20 protein-coding genes are annotated in these 19,851 nt (G+C 58.0%); 2 read left to right on the top strand and 18 right to left on the bottom strand.

Features of this window, described 5'->3' with window-relative positions; translation table 11 throughout:
• The 9 genes from ACZ25R_RS06420 to ACZ25R_RS06380 all read right to left on the bottom strand — a co-directional run bounded on the left by ACZ25R_RS06420 (window position 1) and on the right by ACZ25R_RS06380 (window position 8,196).
• Window positions 1–1,272 carry an ABC transporter permease gene (locus tag ACZ25R_RS06420; RefSeq protein WP_472460469.1) on the bottom strand — a complete coding sequence of 424 codons (1,272 nt, stop codon included), beginning with the start codon at window positions 1,270–1,272 and terminating at the stop codon, window positions 1–3.
• Window positions 1,269–1,955 carry an ABC transporter ATP-binding protein gene (locus ACZ25R_RS06415; protein WP_403183467.1) on the bottom strand — a complete coding sequence of 229 codons (687 nt, stop codon included), beginning with the start codon at window positions 1,953–1,955 and terminating at the stop codon, window positions 1,269–1,271. The genes ACZ25R_RS06420 and ACZ25R_RS06415 overlap by 4 nt, the downstream gene beginning before the upstream one ends.
• A gap of 4 nt (window positions 1,956–1,959) precedes the next feature.
• Window positions 1,960–2,424 (bottom strand): hypothetical protein, encoded by a 465-nt coding sequence (locus tag ACZ25R_RS06410; RefSeq protein ID WP_472460468.1) that lies wholly within the window; start codon window positions 2,422–2,424, stop codon window positions 1,960–1,962.
• A 67-nt stretch (window positions 2,425–2,491) separates the two neighbouring features.
• Window positions 2,492–4,246 carry an alkaline phosphatase gene (locus tag ACZ25R_RS06405; RefSeq protein WP_472460467.1) on the bottom strand — a complete coding sequence of 585 codons (1,755 nt, stop codon included), beginning with the start codon at window positions 4,244–4,246 and terminating at the stop codon, window positions 2,492–2,494.
• Window positions 4,247–4,793: 547 nt separating this feature from the next.
• On the bottom strand, window positions 4,794–5,426 hold the full coding sequence (locus tag ACZ25R_RS06400) for a class I SAM-dependent methyltransferase (protein WP_472460466.1): 633 nt from the start codon (window positions 5,424–5,426) through the stop codon (window positions 4,794–4,796).
• Window positions 5,427–5,529: 103 nt separating this feature from the next.
• Entirely contained in the window at window positions 5,530–5,943 is a 414-nt protein-coding gene (locus ACZ25R_RS06395) for a nuclear transport factor 2 family protein (RefSeq protein WP_472460465.1), read from the bottom strand.
• An 80-nt stretch (window positions 5,944–6,023) separates the two neighbouring features.
• A complete protein-coding gene (locus tag ACZ25R_RS06390) occupies window positions 6,024–6,626 on the bottom strand; it encodes an NADPH-dependent F420 reductase (protein WP_472460464.1) in 603 nt (200 codons plus the stop codon).
• Window positions 6,627–6,658: 32 nt separating this feature from the next.
• The gene (locus ACZ25R_RS06385; protein WP_472460463.1) at window positions 6,659–7,411 is read right to left on the bottom strand and encodes an SDR family NAD(P)-dependent oxidoreductase; all 753 of its coding nucleotides are present in this window, start codon (window positions 7,409–7,411) and stop codon (window positions 6,659–6,661) included.
• Between the two features lie 50 nt (window positions 7,412–7,461).
• Entirely contained in the window at window positions 7,462–8,196 is a 735-nt protein-coding gene (locus ACZ25R_RS06380; protein WP_472460462.1) for an SDR family NAD(P)-dependent oxidoreductase, read from the bottom strand.
• A gap of 258 nt (window positions 8,197–8,454) precedes the next feature.
• Here ACZ25R_RS06380 and ACZ25R_RS06375 point away from each other — a divergent pair, with 258 nt between their 5' ends.
• Window positions 8,455–9,351 (top strand): LysR family transcriptional regulator, encoded by an 897-nt coding sequence (locus ACZ25R_RS06375; protein WP_472460461.1) that lies wholly within the window; start codon window positions 8,455–8,457, stop codon window positions 9,349–9,351.
• A 263-nt stretch (window positions 9,352–9,614) separates the two neighbouring features.
• Here ACZ25R_RS06375 and ACZ25R_RS06370 read toward each other — a convergent pair whose 3' ends face one another.
• From ACZ25R_RS06370 to ACZ25R_RS06360, 3 genes are all read right to left on the bottom strand, one after another.
• Window positions 9,615–10,943, bottom strand: a complete 1,329-nt coding sequence (locus ACZ25R_RS06370; protein ID WP_472460460.1) for a type II toxin-antitoxin system HipA family toxin — start codon at window positions 10,941–10,943, stop codon at window positions 9,615–9,617.
• Entirely contained in the window at window positions 10,943–11,197 is a 255-nt protein-coding gene (locus ACZ25R_RS06365) for a helix-turn-helix domain-containing protein (RefSeq protein WP_464663456.1), read from the bottom strand. The genes ACZ25R_RS06370 and ACZ25R_RS06365 overlap by 1 nt, the downstream gene beginning before the upstream one ends.
• A gap of 286 nt (window positions 11,198–11,483) precedes the next feature.
• Window positions 11,484–12,134: an arylamine N-acetyltransferase family protein gene (locus ACZ25R_RS06360; RefSeq protein WP_472460459.1), complete on the bottom strand. Its 651-nt coding sequence runs from the start codon at window positions 12,132–12,134 to the stop codon at window positions 11,484–11,486.
• 138 nt (window positions 12,135–12,272) lie between these two features.
• Between ACZ25R_RS06360 and fae the strand changes: the two genes are divergently transcribed.
• Entirely contained in the window at window positions 12,273–12,812 is a 540-nt protein-coding gene (fae, locus tag ACZ25R_RS06355) for a formaldehyde-activating enzyme (RefSeq protein WP_472460458.1), read from the top strand.
• 310 nt (window positions 12,813–13,122) lie between these two features.
• Here fae and ACZ25R_RS06350 read toward each other — a convergent pair whose 3' ends face one another.
• The 6 genes from ACZ25R_RS06350 to ACZ25R_RS06325 all read right to left on the bottom strand — a co-directional run bounded on the left by ACZ25R_RS06350 (window position 13,123) and on the right by ACZ25R_RS06325 (window position 19,835).
• A complete protein-coding gene (locus ACZ25R_RS06350; RefSeq protein ID WP_472460457.1) occupies window positions 13,123–14,160 on the bottom strand; it encodes a hydroxyacid dehydrogenase in 1,038 nt (345 codons plus the stop codon).
• 32 nt (window positions 14,161–14,192) lie between these two features.
• A complete protein-coding gene (locus ACZ25R_RS06345) occupies window positions 14,193–15,383 on the bottom strand; it encodes a Gfo/Idh/MocA family protein (RefSeq protein ID WP_472460456.1) in 1,191 nt (396 codons plus the stop codon).
• A 71-nt stretch (window positions 15,384–15,454) separates the two neighbouring features.
• Window positions 15,455–16,357 carry a sugar ABC transporter substrate-binding protein gene (locus ACZ25R_RS06340; RefSeq protein ID WP_472460455.1) on the bottom strand — a complete coding sequence of 301 codons (903 nt, stop codon included), beginning with the start codon at window positions 16,355–16,357 and terminating at the stop codon, window positions 15,455–15,457.
• 88 nt (window positions 16,358–16,445) lie between these two features.
• Window positions 16,446–17,429, bottom strand: coding sequence for an ABC transporter permease (locus ACZ25R_RS06335; RefSeq protein WP_472460454.1), 984 nt, complete (start codon window positions 17,427–17,429; stop codon window positions 16,446–16,448).
• Between the two features lies 1 nt (window position 17,430).
• Complete coding sequence (locus tag ACZ25R_RS06330; protein WP_472460453.1) at window positions 17,431–18,225, bottom strand: ATP-binding cassette domain-containing protein; 795 nt, start codon at window positions 18,223–18,225, stop codon at window positions 17,431–17,433.
• Window positions 18,226–18,818: 593 nt separating this feature from the next.
• Complete coding sequence (locus tag ACZ25R_RS06325) at window positions 18,819–19,835, bottom strand: ABC transporter permease (RefSeq protein WP_472460452.1); 1,017 nt, start codon at window positions 19,833–19,835, stop codon at window positions 18,819–18,821.
• Window positions 19,836–19,851: the final 16 nt, after the last annotated feature.

Below are 19,851 nucleotides of genomic sequence, written 5' to 3'. Positions count from 1 at the left end.
CTACGCACGCAAAGCGGCAGCCGGGCTGGAACGCAAAGCGGCAAGCGCGGGAACAATGGAAACAAACGCGGCAACAGCCAGAAAGCCGATCACCAGCCACAGATCGTCCGGCGCGAAATCAACCGGTAGCCGGACGGCCGTCGATGCGGTCAGCCGCGCGGAAATTGCCGATGCCGCGGCGTAGCCGAGGGCAATCCCCAATGCGATCCCGGCGACGAACAGCAGGAAAAGCTCTCCCCACACGAGCGCGATGATCGAGCGAACCGGCGTGCCGAGCGCGCGCAAGGCGCCGATCTGCCGCCATCTCGATCCGACATGCATGACCGTCACCAGCGCGATGGCGGCGATGACGATCGCCTGCGTACCCAGGGCAATTGCCAGAAGCAGGCTGCGGGCGTCCCCCAATGTCGCGTAGAGCCGCGTCAGTACCTCCGCCGGAAAAACGCCGAGCGTTGCGCCTGTCCGGTATTCCTGCCGCAGGCGGTAAGCGTCGGCAACGGTCTTCGGCTTGACGAGAATGGCAGGAACGCCGGGGGATTGGGCATCGAAATGCTCGTCCAGGGGCGCATCCGCATCGACATAGCCGTGCTCGTGTTCATGGCTGTGATCTTTCGGCTCGGCACCGTGCGACTCGGCTTCCCCGCTTTCATGGTCATGATGTTCCTCACCATGCATGCCGTGAAGCTGCCATACGGCCCGGATCGGCACCAGGATGGCGCGGTCCCAAGCGGTTCCCGTCGGCGCCATGCGGCCAGTCACCTTGTAGGCAATGGCCGTATGGGTTTCACCGCCCGTTTCCGCCGTGCCGTGCATCGGCTTGATCTGGGCGCCCGGCGACAGCGCCACATCGGAGCCAACCACCGCCTCGCCGAGGCGCGCGAAATGCGCCCCTTGCGAAAGGTTCGGAGACAACGCCGAAATCAGGCTTGTCGTGGTGCCGACGATCGGAAAACCGTCAGCCGAGTCGCCAAAGCCGACCGGCGCCGCCAGTTCGACGCGCGGATCGTTGGCAAGGCGGTCGAGAACGGCACCATCCATCAGCGGCAGCGGCGCCGGCTGCAGGAAAACGGCCGAAAGCGCAAGCTGGGTTTCACTGCCGGCGGCTCCCACCAGCAGATCGAATTTCTCGGCCGCACGCGCGCTGCCGAGCCGGACGGCCCGCTCCTGCAGCGTCACGGTCACGCTTAAAGCGACGGACAATGCAATGAGCACCACAACGGCCAGCGCGCCGCTCCAGAAACGCCGCAGGTCGGCAAAAATGAACTTCATCATTGCGCGGCACTCTCTCCACTATCCTCGTCAACGCGCCCGCTCGCCAGGCAGATGCGGCGGCCAAGACGCTCCGCCAGGAAGGCATCATGCGTGACCACCACCAGTGTCGTGCCCTGCTCTGCGGAAAGCCGCAGCAGAAGCTCGGCAACCTCGTTGCCCGCATGGCGGTCAAGACTGGCTGTCGGCTCGTCGGCGACGATGACGCCGGGACGCTGCAGCAGCGCGCGGGCGACGGCGACACGCTGCATTTCACCACGCGACAATGTCTCGATTTTCTGCCCGACGCGGTTGATCCCGGTGGCTGAAAGCAGCGCCAGCGCACGCTCCCGCTCCTCGACGGTCAGCCGGCGCGCAAGCCTGACCGGGAGCACAACGTTGTCGAAAGCGGAAAGCCCGGGGAAAAGATGGAAGTCCTGCATGACAAGGCCGATGTTGCGTGCACGAAAAGCATCGCGCCGGCCTGAGGAAAGACGGGTGATATCCATGCCGTTCCAGGAAATCTTGCCGTGCGTTACGTTTTCCAGGCCGGTAATGGCGTTGACGAATGTGCTTTTTCCCGAGCCGGAAGCACCAGTGATCGCCAGCTGGCCGCCGGCCGGCAGATGAAATCGCTCGATGGCGAGGACCGGCGCAGCCAGCCCCGGAAAATGCATTTGAAGATCGGAAACGTCGAGCGCGAGCATGGTGTCAGATGGTCCTGAAGGCCGCGTTCCTGAGGCGCAACTGGCTGATGAAGCCGGTTTCCGGATCGGTCCAGGACCCGAATTCCAGCACCCCACGCGCGACGATCGGCGCATTGAACTGCACGAAGGTCTGCTTGGCCGAGAGATAGACGACCATGATATTGTCTGGCCAGTCGGCGTCTGAGGAACAGAACGGGCAGAGCGACATCGGGATCTCCGTCAGGACGAAAAATGCGGCCTCCGCCTTCAGTGGCGGCGCCATGAAGCCGCTGATGGCAATCTCCTGACCGCTCAACTGCTTCACCTTGTCGGAAAATTCGAGACCGAGCGGACCAAAGCTTTTGTAGAGCTCGCCGAAGCCCAGTTTTTCGGCAGCGCTTGCGCGTGCGGCAATGCCCATGAAAGGCAAGACCGCAGCCGCCGTGAGCAGTGCCCGACGACCAATAGCAAAGGTCTTCTTCTCCGTCATCGCAATCTCCTTAAACGGGAAGACAGGCGGCTTTCGGCCGCCTGTCCTGTTCGTCAGCCGGACAGATTTACATCTTTGACGCGCCGAGTGCGAAAGCGTCGGCGAGGACACGATAGACGTCGCTCTGTTCCATGTAACCACGGAAGCCTTCCGCACCCGGGCCAACGGCCTGCAGCACGACATCGTCCACCGCGTGAACGCCGCTATCCTCATCGCGCGGGATGTTGCCCTGGACGAAGACGGCGCCCGGCACGTCCTTGTAAGCTTCGTTGGCGACGTATTCCTTCTTCTCGTTCTGGATCGCCGGAACGAAAGGACCATCGAGCTTCGGACGGAAGGTCTCGTAATGGTCAGGACCGTTGTTGGCTGCGATGAACAGACGACGGGAAACATCGACGCGGTCCGGATAGCCATCGCCGTCCTTGTCTTCGTAGTTCGGGAAGCCTGCGGCGGCATAGGTGCCAACCTTGTCGCGCATTTCCGTGCCCGGCTTATCGTCATCGACAGTGCCGATGATCGAGACGCCGTGCGTATGGTCACCGGTGACGACGATCAGCGTATCCGGATTCTTCGCCTGGAATTCGCGTGCAGCCGCGATGGCCTTGTCGAATTCGATCGTGTCGACCAAAGCGCGATCCCAATCGAGCGGATGGCTCATCTTGTCGATGGACGCAGCCTCCACCATCAGGAAGAAGCCATCCGGATTCTTCGACAGCCTATCGAGCGCCACCTTGGTCATATCGACCAGGCCCGGCTGGTTGGGAAACTTGTCGACGGTTCCCTTTTTGAGGAATTCGCGATCGAGCGTGACGTCGAGGTTGCCGGTGTGGAAGAGGCCGAGCAGCTTGCCCTGGTTCGAGCCAGCCGCGGCGGCCAGTTCATTCTTGTCGGTGGCGAGGGCGTAACCGGCCTCCTTGAAGAGCGCGATATAGTCCTTGTCGTCCTTGCGCTTCGAACCGGGCACGTCCTTGGCCAGGAAGTAGGCCGAGCCACCACCGAGCAGCACGTCCGGCTTGACGTTGTACATCATGCCGACGACGTCGGCCTTGTCGGCGCGCTTGCGCGTATGGGAAACGAGCGCGGCAGGTGTCGCGTCCTGGACTTCGGATGTCGTCACGATGCCGAGCGACTTCTTGCCGGTGCGGCGCAGGGCCTCACCGATCGTCTCAACCTTGGGGTCGTCCTGGCTGGCCGGCGTGCGGTCAGCATAGACGCCGAGCGCATTTACCGCGGACTTGTGGCCGGTCATATAGGCCGACATCGTGTTGGCGCTGTCGGTAGCGATCGCCGAGGTCGAGGAGGTGCCGATGAAGGCGACGGGCGGAATGTCATCCATGGCAAGACGGCCATTGGCCTTCCCCTCAGTCATGCCCTTGGACATGAGGCGAGCGCCGGTGCGGTGCGCAACGGAAAGACCGTCACCCAAGAGGAAAATGATGTTCTTGACCTTGGGCGTGTCTGATGTTGTGTATACATCCCAGCCGACCGATTTCTTCTCGTCGCCAGCCGATACCTCAACCTTGTACCGGCCGGGCTTCGCAAGCTTGATGTCGCGCAGGATGAGCGCGGATCCGAGCACCTTGTCTTCAGCGCCCTTCTCCTCGGCGACGAATTGGGCGGCCTTGCCGAAAACGGCGTCGTAGCTCTCGCCGTTGATCGTGACCTTCACATCTTCCGGCTTCACGACCTTGCTGAATTCAACCTTGAAATCGAATGGCGAGCCTGCAAGGACCGTGGCCCGGTCCAGTGGATAGATCGTTGTCGCTTGGGCCGCTCCGGACAAGAGTGCCACCGACGACGCCGCAAGAAAAAGTTTACGCATTTCATACCCCCAACTTGGTTAGCTTCCCCCCTCCTTTATAAATCCCGGATGACAGCCGGATGAAATCGCGCCAGTTTTTACAACCCGTAAATTCACGGATGCAACAATCACAGCAGCTTTATTGCAGAACTTGCGGTGGGCGTTGTCATGTCTGAAGCCCAATGATCGGAAGCCAGCTGCATAAAATCGCTGGTGATCGGAAAACGATCCGTTGATCGCATTGCGAAAGACTCGCAAATCTTCCTTTGGAAATGCCGATAACACGCGATTTTCGAACACTTTCGATTGTAGCTTAACTGTCTACAATCCATGTCAAGGCCCATTTGGCAGGGCCATTCACTTCTCATGGTTGTAATGCCACCATCCTGTCTCTCTGGCAAAACGAGAGTGAACGGAGCCAAACAACAACGGTTGCTTCGCGCGCCCCAAGCTTGACCTTTGCAGCTCTCCAGCGAGTTCCGAAAGCTGAAGTTGCTGCAGACTGGCACAGTTGAGCAGTATACTGGCATCCTTGGGAGGTTCGACTTGAGGTTGGCGCCGACCTCTGTCAGGGCTTCACGAACCGATATGCGAAGCGATCGGTCTCGCCCTTGATCAAGGGATCGAAGACCTTGATCGCGTGTGGATCGTTCCTGTTCGCGAGCAGAGTACTTTCCGCATCCAGCACGAAGCCGGCGGCCTCCACCTCCTCGCGCACGGAGGCAGGGTCGATGCGATGCAATGACTGGGCATCACCTGTGCCGGCTCCGGCGGCGGCGGCGTGATCGACAATGACGTAGAACCCACCGGGCTTCAGCCGCTCGTAGACAGCTCGATTGAAGTTAGCCGCCGTCGCGCCTCTGGCCTGCATCAGTGCGGTGTGGAGATCGTGGTAGAACAGATGCAGCCACAGGACATCCGCTGGCTGCGTGATCTCCGGCATTGCCACGAGGTCCGCTGAGACGGCTTCGACGTTTTCCCGGCCTGGCTCTTGCGCGATAGTTCGCATGAGGCCGACCGGATCGTTCTTGAAGTGCGCGACTTCGGCCGGCACGAAGCTAATGACTCGACCTTCGGATCCAACGACGTCGGAGAACAGGCGCGTCCAGTCGCCGGCGCCTGGATAAACGTCGATGACGGTGGCACCCGCATCAATGCGTGCGAACCGGATCAATTCGGATAGTTTGGATTGGTCGTACATCGGAATCTCCTCTACGGTTGGGTATTCGACGAGCGCGCGGCACGCGAGACGGCGATCCGCTCGTTCACCTTCGGCGAAGGCCGATGGTTGCAGTAGGCCTGCGCTATACGGGCCCGGACGCGTCCATCTGCGCGGCGCGTGCCAACGCTTGCGTGTCGATGTATTCCTGGATGCTGGTCAGTCTGCCGTCCCGGACCGTGATGGCGAAGATCCAGTCGTCCTCGAACGGCTTGTTCGTGGCTTTGACCTTCCCGCTGGCGAAGCCGATGACGAGAACCCGGTCTCCTTGTGCGACAAATTCCCGGGGTTCCGTGGAGGTTTCCATCGACCTGGATGCCGTATCCAGCAAATCTGCCAGTCCCGCGTGCCCCCGGTAGGTGCCGGCCAGCGGCCAGTCCTCGCCCGGAATGATCCACTTGATGTCCTCGGCAACCAGCGCCAACAGAGCCTGTCTGTCGCCGCGGCCTATCGCGGCGAAGAAGTCCTTCACGGTCTGGATGTTTCTTTCAATACTCATGGGAATATCTCCATTTCGCTGTGATCGGATCGCGCTCGATCTGATCCGTACATCGTAGTCCTGTCGGTGGAGGCCTCGTTTTATCCGTCGAACTTGACCAGATCCGTGAAGATCAGATGACCCCAGCTCTTTCCGCGCGCCTGGACCAGCAGCCCGCCTTCCGACAGCCCGCCAAGCTTGATCGGCGCGAAGCCCAGATTTTCCGCGAGCGTAGCAATCTCCGCCGCAGCGTCGTCATCGTCACTCGCCAGGAACACGGCTCTCCTGCCGCCCCGCACCGCCGGATCTTGGCCAAGGGTGGCAGCGAGCAAATGGTTGAAGCCCTTGACCAGCCTTGCGTCAGAGAAAGCCTGCGCGACGGCCTGGGAAGACGGCTGCCCTCCCAGTTGCTCAGGAGGCACGCCGTAGGCATTGGTCACATCGACGATGGTCTTCCCCTGCCAGGTGGGGAGCGCCTTCGCGACATCTGGATGCGACTCGAAACGGAATGCCAAGAAGATGATGTCCGCCTTGACGGCTTCCGCCAGTGTTTTAGCAATGACCTTGGGCCCGATCGCGGCCGCATCTGCTGCAAAGCTTTCCGGGTCCCGCGTGGTTGCAACAGATACTTCAATGCCCTTGCGGGAAAAGGCCTTGGCCAGAGCTCGGCCGATATTGCCGAAGCCGATGATTGAGTAGCTCATAATGCTTCTCCGATCCTGTTGTTAAGGCTGGGTCAGACCTGCGCCCAACCACCATCGACGGCGAGATCTATGCCGGTGATGTAGGAGCTTTCATCGGAGGCAAGGAACGTGAGCGCAGCCGCGATTTCCTCTGGCTTTCCCCTGCGACCCATTGGGATCCGCGCAGCAAACTGGGCGACCGCCTCCTCGGCCTGCTCAACGGTGAGGCCGGTCGTTGTTGCCAAGGCGGGAGTCTCGATTGCGCCGGGGCTCATCGTATTGACACGGATATTGCGGCCCTTCAGCTCTTGGGTCCAAGACCGCGAGAAGCTGCGAACAGCCGCCTTGCTTGCTGCGTACGCGCTGAACGCTGGCAGCCCCATCACATTCGAGACCGAAGAGTTCAGAATGATCGATCCGCCGTCTTTGAAGATGGGAAGGGCCTTCTGCACGGTAAAGAACAGGCCCTTCACGTTCACGTCGAAGGTCTGGTCAAAATGGGCCTCAGTCGCTGCCGTGAGCGGCGCGACTGTACCTGCGCCCGCGTTTGCGAAGAGAATGTCGATGTGACCATGTTTCTCCTTCACGGTGGCATAGAGCCGATCCAGATCTTCCAAGCGCGAGACGTCACCCACGACTGTTGTCACGTTTTTCCCGATAAGCGCCGCGGCCTCTTGTAAGGCTTTCTCACGTCGCCCAATGATCACGACCTTCGCACCTTCTTCCACGAAACGCTTGGCTGTGGCCAAGCCGATCCCGCTACTTCCACCCGTGATGACTGCGATTTTACCTTCAAGTGCTTTCATAATCTTTTGTCCTACGTTGTGAGTGAGTTAGACACGGAACCGCGCCGGGGTCAGAGTTGAGCAAGGCCGCCGTCGACGGCAACTTCGCTGGCGGTCATGAAGCTGCTGTCGTCCGACGCGAGGAAGGCGGCCGCAGCCGCGATCTCCGCCGGAGCGGCCATGCGCTGGAGCGGGGTCATCGCGCCGTAGGCCTTTTGGCCCTCCTCTCCGAGCGCTTCCTTCGCGAGTTCGGTCGCCGTCGCGCCGGGCGACAGCACGTTGACCCGGATACCGGTACCCTTCAGATCCTCCGCCCACGTCCGTGCGAGATTGCGCACGGCTGCCTTGCTGGCGCTGTAGGCAGTGAATGCCGGGGCGCCGGTGGTCCCGGCGCTCGATCCCGTCAGGATGATCGAACCGCCCGGGCCCATCAGTGGTAGCGCCTTCTGGACCGTGAAGATCGTGCCCTTCACGTTGGTGTCGAAAGTGTCATCGATGTGCTTGGCGGTGATCTGGCCGAGAGCAAGCGGACTTCCGGCCCCGGCATTGGCGAAGACGATGTCGAGGCTTCCGCGCTCGGCTTTCACCGCCGCGTAGAGCCGATCCAGATCGGCCTCATCCGAGACCGAGCCCTTCACCGCGCGGGCGTTGGGTCCAAGCTCGGCCACAGCCGCATCGAGTGCTTGCTGCCGACGGCCATAGATGAAGACAAAGGCACCCTCCTCGATGAAGCGCCTTGCAGCGGCGAGGCCGATACCAGTAGCGCCGCCCGTGATCACGGCGGTCTTTCCATTCAATCTATTCATGTTGTGCATCCTTTGTTGAAGTTGCACGGAAACCCTGTGCATCGTTGAAGTAGGTGCAAAGTTGGGCGCGTATCAGTGCGCAAGCGCGCACATCGGTGGTGTAAAAACGATCCAGCCTGACATCGGCCGCGACGATCGGTGCTCGCCGTTCGGAATTGAGCTACGCTCGTTGACATAGCTGTACTCGCTGCCCGTACTGCTGTATCGTATAGGCGACACGGGGCTTGCAAGGCGCACCGCGCGGTGCCGAATTACACCATGATTGACTGGGATGACGTTCGCTACTTTCTTGCCGCCGCGCGTGGCGGCTCGGTGCGGGCTGCCGCCAAGAGCCTGGGAGTCAATCACTCGACCGTGCTGCGACGCATTGCTCAGCTCGAGGAGCACCTCGGGGCGCAGATGTTCGAAAAGCTGCCTTCGGGCTATCGCCTGACGACCGCTGGCGAGGAGGTACTCGAGTTCGCGAACCAGATGGAAGCCTCGTCGCACCAATTGGAGACGCGCGTCTTCGGGCGCGATCAGAGCGTACGCGGGCTTCTGCGGGTGACGCTGCCCCCGTTCCTTGCGACACACCTGCTCATGCCGGATATCGCAGATTTTACGCGTCTGCATCCGGACATCGAGATGGAGATTGTATCGACCGGCGCGGTCGTGAATCTGACCAACCGGGAGGCGGATGTGGCGATCCGGATGGTCTCCGATCGCAAGACCCTGCCGCTCAATCTTCATGGCCTGAAAGGTCCGGATCTGCTCGCGGGTGTTTATATGTCCCGCGATAGACTGGCCGCGTGGCGTGCGGGTGCGCCGGCTCCTATCCGGCCCATCGTCATCGGCGGTCAGGCTGTTCCGGACTGGATCGACAAAGGGGAGTTTCGCGCCACAGGGGTTCCGTTCAGGACGCCGGACGCCGACGCGCAGATCGCTGCGGCAAGGCAAGGGATCGGCATGACCAAACTGCCCTGTTTCGTCGGAGATGCCGATCGCCTGCTGGCGAGAGTTCCGGGCATCGATCTGAAATCACCTGCGACGATCTGGCTTCTCACGCAAGGGGAGACACGCAAGACGAAGCGCGTGCGGCTTTTCACAGAGTTCATATCCCACCGGCTCGCCGCGTACGCTCCGCTCCTCGCCGGGCGGTTCATATCGCGCGGCTGACGTCGCGTGCCAAACGCCAAAAATGGGCTGGGGAAATTGCTGTTGGAAATTGGCATTGCCAAGTGGGACAGGCCGCGGAGTGGCCGCTCTCCGTGAAATCGAAACGCATAGTGGACCGTCCGCTTCCGGCCCCGAAGCGGCGGCGTCCTGAACTGCCGAACGTGACGGGATCGATGATGATAATTGTTCCGATAGCGCAGATTAGGTCGAGGATCCTGGCAGTGAGACCTGGCCAAGAATGGCAATGCGGGTAATTTCCTGCTTCAGACATGGGACGCTCGCGAAAGTGAAGCGGCGACGAGCTGGACGCGGCGGTTGATGGCCGCCATGGTGGACGTCACGAGCTGGTCGGGAAAACCGTTGGGCAGCTTTGCTATAGCGGCCTTTGCCTGCTGTTCGGCGTTCGCGGTGATGTCTTCAAAGATCGCTTTCATCGCCGCGGTGCCGACACCGGAAAGGTCCGCCGACTGCATGAAATGGCGGGGTACGATGTCATGGATTGCATAGTGGCGGTTTCTGCCAACCGACATCGCAAGTTTGAATTTCTTGCGGGAGATCTGGCCTTCGTCGAGGCTCGGCTGTGCGGTCAGCACGTCGTAGAGAGGTGTCATTCGGAAGCGTCCGCCGGGGCCAAGAAAAATACTGAAGTTTTTAGCGTGACCGTCGGTCGCGCCGAGCAGCCAGAACAGGATACTGGCGCGCATGAATATGGCGATATCGGCGTCGGGTGTGTCACTGCCTTTCAAAAGGTTGATGATTTCCCGCATTCCAGGGCCGCCGTCGGACTGATATTTTCTGGTGGGCGGGATCGACAGCGCCTGGCAAGTGTCCTCTTGCGGCAGACGGAGCAATCTTCCGTCCTTCGCCCAAAGGCGGTCGAAACGTTCCACGATTAGTGTACGGCGTTCCCCGAATTTCGCGATCTCGACGTTGGCGGTGGGGACGCCCATTGCTTCCAGCAGCTTCAGGCAGAGATACTCATTCTCGACACTGTTGGAGAGGTCGATGCCATTGGGAAGCTGGCCGATCTGCGGTTTGAGAATATGGGTGGTGGCGGTGGTGCCTGTGGGTTTAAACCACTGGCCGTCCTTGCGCAGCAGGGCGGTTTTTTCCTGTGCCCCGGCAATCGAGATTCGAAAATCTTCGTCTTCGCCCATACCGAGCGGCGCGGCGGCGAGATTCTTGATGATGTCTGCGACCTCGTCGTCGCTGACCGGCTTGCCGTCGGTATCGCCGACAGTGCCGGGATCAGTGCCGTCGGGCAGAAACTGCAGGGCGCCCACGCAGTCCTGGCCCAGAGCGGTTAGCAGGCTGAAGGCGTCAGTTCCTTCCGCGCCGACGCGCTCGGCGACCCGGTTGCGGATTGCGTCGTTGTCAGGCAGCAGGTTGTCGAACACATTGATGACCGGGGTGCCGATATAACGGTCCTCGCGCAGGGGCAGTGATAGTGACACCGGGAATGTGCTGCGCCAATCCAGCCAGCTGTGTCCGTACTGGAAGTCGATGGCGCCTGTGGCCTCACGCCGCAGCACGCCGACATGACGGCTGTTCAGAAAAACGTTGAGGGGTACGTGCGCCCGCCTTCTCGCCATCAGAACAAGTCCTCGATGTCGGCGGCGCTGCCCTGACTGCGTGGTCGAACGACCAGTTCCAGATTGAGGGCTGAAAGGGCTTCCATCAGGGTGCGCAACTGGACGGCCGGCTCCCCGGCTTCTAGGCGCGAAACCGTGCCCTGCCGCATATGGATTTGTTCGCCGAGCGCACCCTGACTCAAGTGCGCCTGCTTGCGGGCACGGCGCAGGATGGCGCCAAGTTGTTTTTCTGTGCGGGCGATCTGTTCGTTCATGGTGGCCTCCAATCGCCAATATACGCGGCAACGTATAATCTGTCAATATACGCGAATGCGATTATAATAGAAATATACGCGGAAGCGTTTAAAACCCTATTATACGGAAATGCGCATAAGAACGCAGACGCACACCAATCGTCGCCTACCACAGGTGTTTGACCCTGCGCTTTGATGGGGCGCCGGTGCATGAATGCAGCTGAAATCGTCAACGGACGCTATTGGTCCTTGTTTTGATCCATGCATCGCCAAACGCCGATCATGCGCTTGACGATGACATGGTTGGTCAGTCGCTCTTATCGCCGCCGATCGTCTGGATCTTGTCCCAGATCTTTGCAGGCTTGGGAACGTCCACGCTGAAAATCGTTTCGAACGTGTCGGCAAGATGATCCGCGCTTGTGATGCGCTGTTCGCTGACGCCCTCAGCCGTCACGCGGCACAGGCAATCGTTCTTCAGGGCGAGATAGCCATCCGCGGTATGCCGCAGGATCGCCAGCGCGTTCGTGAAGGGCGAACCGGGATCCTGCGTCAGCCAGCCAAGCGTGGCGGTGATGGCGGCCTCGTCGCTGTGATCGGGCCGGAAATCGAAGCTGTGCGCCATGCCGCGCGCATGGTTCCTGAAACGCAGCCAGCCGTCGTCCGTCGGCATGATCGAAAAATCGAAGCCGCGCTGGCTGATCGGCCCGACGGCAAGCGGTACAGGCTCGACGATGGCGTCCGCCAAGCCGACCTCGGCAAGGTACGGGCGGTCGAGATCGACACGCAGTGTCAGGTGGTTGCCGATGGCGTTGTCGCCCAGTGTTTCACGATTGACGCCGCCGCACAGGCGGGTCACTCGGAATCCGAGCGCGGCGAACAGACCATTCATCTCGTAGCACCAGCCGCCGCGCTTGGCCCAAGACGCGCCATCTGCTCCGACGTTAGCCAGTATAAACACTTATCATTCAGTCTCCTTGAAGAGACTGAATCAAACGCCCTGCTTAAATCAATAGATCCTGAGCCTAGCGACTCTTCGTCAACTCGACCACCGGCCTCGTTACCCATAATTTCACAACTTCGACTTGAAGGAGTTAACATGACTGATATTTGGTTTAGGACTGGGGAAGCAACTGTACTAGCTGCGGAGGGGCAAGTGACTGATGCCATGCCGGAGGTTGTGCTGGGGTCGGTAAGGGGGCCTGTCGGCCAGGCGTTTGCATCGATGATGGGACAGGTAAAAGGCCATACACGCATGTTCGTCGTTCGCGACCTTAATCAGGCCGTGCGCCCCGCCACGCTGATGACCACAAAGGTCACCATCCAAAACATGGCCTATGCCGAACTGCTCGGTGGTGTTGTCCAGGCAGCCATGGGCGATGCAATTGTTGATTGTCTTATCGAAGATGTCCTTCCAAGAGATCAAGCAGACGATCTTTGTATGATAATCACCGTTTGGCTCGATCCACGTTGCGCGGAAGATGACAATCTCGACCGTAAGGATCTGTATCGGACCAACTATGAAGCAACGAAGCTCGCCATATCTCGTGCTATGACTGGTAAACCCACCGTTGAAGAACTGATCGCCAACCGCAAGACAGTTAAGCACTATGCCCTGGATGGGGTAATCGATTATTGAGTCCGTAGCTGCGCTGTCCCAGCCAATGTTCTGCCGATGAGTTGCGCCACCAATTGACCCATTTTTACATCTCGGGTTGACCAGAGTTGATCGAGATAAAACAAAGATTAATAATAAGTTTCCAATAGAGTTGTTGGGGCAACGTTGAATGGCAAAATGGGTCAATTTCTTATTGAAATCAACATCGCGGTCTCATACTCTTTAGGTTGATCTGAAAAGAGGGCCAACGAGCCGAAGTGATTCAGACTCAATCCGATCCATCAAATGCCAGACTGAACGTTCGGGCCTGCTTTTGGGCGGCAGAACCCGGCTAAGATTCGGAAACAGGACGGCTGCGAAGCTTCAATACAGTCTCCCGTTCTGCACGCCTGCAGACCTGAGGCGGAAGACCGCGCAGCACCAACTCAGTGTCTGCAACGACCAAGCGACCAATTTCGAAGAAGCTCTCGGCCATACCTCCGCTTCGGTGGCTCGAAAGAATGACGTCGTTCATTTTCCTGATCGGTGCATCCGACGGCAGCGGTTCAACGGGGAAAACGTCAATGCCTGCACGGATGCGTCCTTCGCCGATAGCCTCCTCCAATGCCGAAAAATCGACGATCCCCGCCCTGCTCATCAACAGGAGGATGGACCCACGCTGCATTCTTTCCAGTTCTTTGGCCCCGATGAAGCCTTGGTTTTCGACCGTCGATCCAGCAAAAAGAAAGACAATCCGAGACCGCGAGAGAACCTCGTCAAGCGTGGACGGCACACAGTCCCTCTCCATAATTACCCGCTCCGAAAGCCAAGGATCGTACGCTCGTACTTTGCATCGGAACGGCGCAAGCATACGCCGCAAGGCAGTGCCGAGATCGCCGAGTCCGACGATGCCTACGTTGCACCCAGTGAGCAGAAAGCTGTCTTTGTTACTTGCCAGGCCCCAGGATTCCGAAGCCGTGCGGAACATTTCGTGCGTCGACGTAATCTGCCTTGCCAAGTCCATAGCCATTCCAAAGGCCGTTTCTGCAACAGCCGTCGCATACACCGGGCTAACGTTTAACACGTGGATGCCGCGCTCCAGACAATAGCCGTAATCTACATTAGGAAAAAAATTGCCTTCCACATTGAAGACCGCCTTCAATTTAGGCATTTTTGACAGGCGGTCAGATGGCAAGTCGATCTGGCCTATGACAATTGTGGCCTCCGCCAGATCAGCGGCAAGCTCAGTGTCGCCAAGCCGCTGGCCGTCGGCATGGATCCTGACACGCCCCAAACTACGCAGCTTCTCCATTACTGCAGGTTCGAAGATCATCGCCACGGTTCGCGGCTCCGGATCGGCAATGAGTATCAATGGACGATGTTCCGACATTTTTTCCTTTGCTTTCCGATTGGTGGCCCGGGTCAAACAACGAGCTTGCAACTGCGCCATTGATCGCACTGGCTCGATTCGAACGCTGCTTCAATGAACCTCACTCCCTTCGCGCCATCGAGTGCGGTGGGATAGGCCAAAAGATCCGGATTTAGCTGGACGCCCAATCTGCGGGCCTCCACCGCTACGGCAATTTCGGTATAAAGATTGGCCCAGGCATCGGTGAGCGCCTCAGGGTGTCCTCTCGGCATGCGCACGAACCGCACCGCCGCAGGTTTCATGCCGCCGCCATAACCCCGGCCGATCACTTGAGTTGGCTCGTCGATGCGGGTGAAATTAAGATACTCGGGGTTTTCCTGCTGCCATTCCATACCACCCAATGTACCGAACACCCGCAGGCGCAGTCCACAGTGCGTGCCGGCAGCTGCCTGAGAAACCATCAACGTTCCGGGGATGCCACCTTCAAATCGTACGTGCATGAACGCGGTGTCCTCGAGCTTCTTCGGCTTACCAGACACATGGAAGTCAGCGCGTACGCTTTCCAAGTCTTTGTCCGTCACAAATGCGGCCAAGTGCGCGGCGTGCGTGCCGATATCGCCCACGGTGAAGGTAGGACCGACCTTGTCTGGATTCAATCGCCATGGCACACCGTCACTACCCTCGTCCGTCAGTGAAACAGCCCATTCCTGAAAATACTCGACGTGGACTTGTTTGATCTCCCCAATCTCGCCTGCGCGGACCATCTCCCGGAATTGCCGAACCATCACGTGTGAGGCATAGGCATATGTCACTCCGAAGACCAATCCGGTTTGCCGTTGTCGCCGAACAAGATTGAGGGCTTCTGCGAGATTGGTGGTGAGGGGCTTGTCGCAAATAATGTCGATTCCGCCATCCATGAAAGCAAGCGCGACATCATGGTGCAGATGGTTGGGAGTGGCTATGACGACGGCATCTATGCCGTCTTCCCGTCGCGCCTCCTTTACCGCCATGTCTCTGTAGTCGGTGTAGATGCGGTCCTTGGATAACATCCACTCCCTACCGGACCGCAAGGCTCGCTCCGGCTCAGATGAAAGCGCTCCGGCAACAATTTCCCAGCGGTTCGACAACCGCGCCCCGTTCGCATGAACCTGCCCGATTAGAGCCCCTTGGCCGCCGCCGACAAACCCCAAACGCAAGCGTCTGGAAGGTAGGGGGAAGGCCTGACCTTGAACCGCATCGCTCATATCTTTGCTCACTCTCAATCAGGTTGCTGTAGCAGATTGGGGCACACCCTCCGGCGTGCCCCGGATCAACCTCATTTATATTGGTCGGCATTGTCCTTGGTGACGAGCACCGTGCCGGTATCAATTACCAAAGGCACTTGCTTGCCGGCCTTGAGATCAACAAGCGTTTGAATCCCCAGACCACCGATTTTCTTGGGCGCTTGCGCGATGGATGCCGTCATCTCGCCCGCAAGAATAGACGTTGCCGCATCAGGATTGGCGTCGTAGCCGACAACCATGACGTCCTTTAGTTTTGCCGCGGCCTTCAAGGCTTCGATAGCGCCGAGCGCCATGTTGTCGTTGGATCCAAAAATGCCTTTGATGTTGGGGTTACCAGCCAAGATACTTTCGGTCACCGAAAGACCCTTTGCCCTATCCCATTCCGCCGTCTGCTCGGCTACAATCTTTAACCCGCAAGCTTCGAACGCGGCTTTGGATCCACCCGCACGGTCCACTCCATTGGTCGTGCTCATAATTCCTTGAAGAATCGCTACCTCCGAACCCTTTGGAAGGTTCTTGCACATATATTCGCCTGCAAGTTTGCCGCCTTCCAAGTTATTGGTCCCGATGAACGGGACCCCTTCGTTGGTACCGGCACCGTCGACAAACACCGTCTTGATGCCGGCAGTCTTTGCCGACTCTATGACTTCCGCGAGGGAATTCGGATCGGTCGGCGCAAGGGCGATACCGTCGACTTTTTGAGCGATCAAGTCTTCCAGCTGGTTGATTTGCGACTGCACGTCGGTTTCAGCAGGCGGCGCAACGACAATAACATCGACGCCCAACTCCTTGCCCTTGGCCTTGGCACCCTCCTCAACCGCAGCCCAATAGGGGTTTCCCGCACCGGGGCCTTTCATGCTGAGGACGAACTTGTCTGCATGTGCGGTTCCGGCCAACGCGAATACACAAATTCCCGCGAGCAACATTTTCTTCATTGATAGGTCCTCCCGACCATAGCGTCCCCTGAATCCAAGCGCCCGTCAGGAGACGGAACGGGCTGTTTCGTGTTCAAAAACGTCCTGATCAGCTGCGGACTCCGGCACGACGTCTTAGGACATCGATGTAAACGGCAAAAATGATGACGAACCCGATTAGGATCATCTGCCAAAACGCGCTGACATTGTTGATGTTAAGTCCATTGCGCAGAAGGCCCATGATCAGGACGCCGGCCAATACGCCGAGGACTGTCCCTCGTCCGCCAAAAAATGATGCGCCTCCGATAATGACGGCCGCTATCGCATCCAGCTCAATACCAATGCCCGCATTGGGGAACCCGCTGTCGGTTCGGCCGGCAAGCAAGAGGCCCGCAAGGCCGGCAAAAAAGCCGCAGATCATGTAGACAAGCACCAGAATTCGATCGACATTGATGCCGGACACACGGGCAGCATGTTGATTTCCTCCGATAGCGTAGATGTGCCTCCCGATATTTGTACGTGCCAGAAAATACCAGAGGCCAATAGCGCATACAGCGACAATAATAAGGCTGGCTGGCAAGCCAGCAGGCGGCGCGAAAATGCCAAAATCGAAATACTTGACGCCGAGATAGCGCACTTCGGGTTGAAGTCCGGAAACCGGTGCCCCAGCGGTGACGAGATAGGTTAGCCCCCGCGCAATGTTGAGCGTGCCGAGGGTCATGATAAACGGATGCGGCAGTTTGAGCCAGGTCAATCCTACCCCGTTTATCCATCCGACCGTCAAGCCTATTGCCGGTCCGATAAGAAGGCATAGCGGCCAAGCGATTCCTGCCTTACTGGCGATAGCAATGCACACCATTGACAGGCCCATCGTGGAGCCCACGGAAAGGTCAATGCCGGCCGTGACGATGACGACGAGCATCCCGAGAGCGAGCAGCGCCAGCGATGCGTTCTGCTTAAGGATATTCGTTAAGTTCTGGGAAGTAAGAAACACGTCCGGTTTTATCGTCGCAAGTCCGATCATCATGGCGATGACGACGAACACGATCCCGTAGGTTTCCATGAAAGAAGCGAGTTTCGGGCTGTAGATCATTTCACTGCACTCTGTCGTGGGCTAGCTGATCATGGTGACCTTTGGTGCCCATGATCCAACCGATTACTTCGTTGCGGGTGGTTTCACCGAGGGGGGCTTCGGCAAAATTCGTGCCTTGAAAGAGTGCAATGACGCGATCGCAGCAGTAGAAAATGTCGTCCATGCGATGGGAAATGATGATGACCGCTACGCCGTGCTCTTTGAGCGACCGTATGAGATCAAGTACCTTTCCGACCTCTTTTATCGCCAACGCCGCAGTGGGCTCGTCCATGATCACAAGTTTCGCATCGAATGCCGTTGCGCGAGCTATGGCGACCGCCTGTCGCTGGCCGCCGCTTAAGTTTTCGGTGTTCTGGTCAATCGATTTTACATGGATTTTCAGCTTATCGAGATGCGCGGCTGCCATCTCCCGCGCTTTGGCGTGGTCCACGATGGTGAGCGACCCAAACTTGTGGCCGGGCTCGCGGCCAAGATAAATGTTTTCGTAGATGGGAAGGTTCCCGGCGAGAGCGAAATCTTGATACACCATCTCTATGCCCAGGTTCCGAGCGTCACGTGGACTCGTGAATTTAACCGGATAACCTTGGTAAATGAGTTCGCCTTCGCTCGGCACATAAAGCCCCGAGAGTATTTTCATCAAAGTTGACTTGCCAGCTCCATTGTCGCCGACGACACCGAGCACCTCTCCTTCCCCTATGTGAAAATTAACATTGTGAAGCGCTGTTATAGCTCCAAAATATTTTGATATGCCCCTTGCCTCGAGAAGCTGCGACCCATTTGCGGGAACATTAGCCATTTATTCCTCCCTTGATACCTCAGTGCAAACCGAACGCCTGCTCTTCACACCATAACGATGCAGACCAATCTCTAGACGATGCGGTCAAGTGAGACAGCGAAGACGCCAGCGGTCCTGCCGTCCCCACTTTCGAAGTCATCTTTCGAATTCTCAGGCGAACGTCGTTTTGAACAAAAATCTCGGGGCCGACAGAACTGCCTTTAATAAGGACGCTCTCGATTACCCTTTATTTTTAATTGCTTGCGGCCACTCCTCAATGCCGTGGATCCGAACTGAAAACATCGCAAGGACCTTCAATAATCGTATTATGCAATTAATTATGCGTCAATGAAAAAATGCAATAAAAGTTGCAATGGATGATAGCGGGAAAGCTTTGCCCTGCGGTCCCAAAATCGGTGTCAATTCAATTGGTCCACCCCTAAGAGAGGCTCTTTATGAAGTATGGTTTTTGAGCCAATAAGGGATAACGAGAATGTCAAGCAAGCGACGCCAAACCCAAATAGTTTGGCGCGAGATGGTTGTCTACCGCTTGTTTTGACGTGGTAGATTGGGTGCCATTCTGCAGCCGTCATCAATGGCACCTCGCCATTGCCTTAAGCTCTCTTCTTGCGCCGATAGACATCAGCCACAACAGCAGCAACGATAATACCGCCCTTGATGATCTCCTGATAATACGCGTCGACACGCAGAAATGTGAAACCGGAAGTCATCACACCGAGAATGATTGTGCCAATCACAGTGCCAGTAATGCGGCCCACGCCGCCTGAGAGCGACGTTCCTCCGATAACAGCGGCTGCAATGGCATCAAGTTCATACATTACACCCATGCCGGATTGGGCCGTCTGTGCTCGCGCTGCGGTCACAATTCCAGCCAAGCCTGCAAGAAGCCCTGCAATTGCGTAGACTTTTACGAGATGGGCTTCGACATTGATCCCGGAAACCCTTGCCGCCTGAGCATTCGCGCCAATCGCATAGGTGAATTTGCCGTAACGCGTGTAACGAAGCGCAATGTGGAAGACCACTGCCATAACTAGGAAGACGATGACCGGTACTACGCCACTGCCGATAAAATTGAACTGATCCGTGAGCCCGGATATTGGCTGGCCCTTCGTGTACCATTTGGCAACACCACGCGCCGACACCATCATGCCGAGTGTTGCAATAAAGGGCGGGATGCGGGTGAAGGCAATCAACCAACCATTCAGCAGTCCGGCCAATACGCCGATGATCAGCCCGATACCGATCGGGATAAATGCAGGCAAGTCGGTCATACTGGGATAAATGGCACGGGCCCAGGTCGAGGATTGTGCAAAGCCAGCGGCGATCATGGCAGTCATGCCAACAACCGATCCCGACGAGAGATCGATGCCACCGGTAATGATCACCTGCGTCACACCAATTGCAATGATCCCGATGACGGAAACCTGCAAGATCATGATCGTCAAACGTTGAGGATTAAGCAAAAAGCTCTGTCCAACGAAGAGCCAACCCAACACTTCAAGTACGAGCGCGATAGCGATCAAAACCATAAAGATGTTCAATTCCGGAGGCAAACGTCGAGCGGATGTGGTTCTTTCGGTCTTTTCAGTGACAAGTTGATTGGTGGTCATAGTTGTTCCTTCCAGC

It is taken from the genome of Phyllobacterium sp. RCAM01083 (assembly GCF_055685835.1).
The sequence above is the reverse complement of the archived record's forward strand: the minus strand, read 5'-3'. Positions and strand labels throughout refer to the sequence as shown.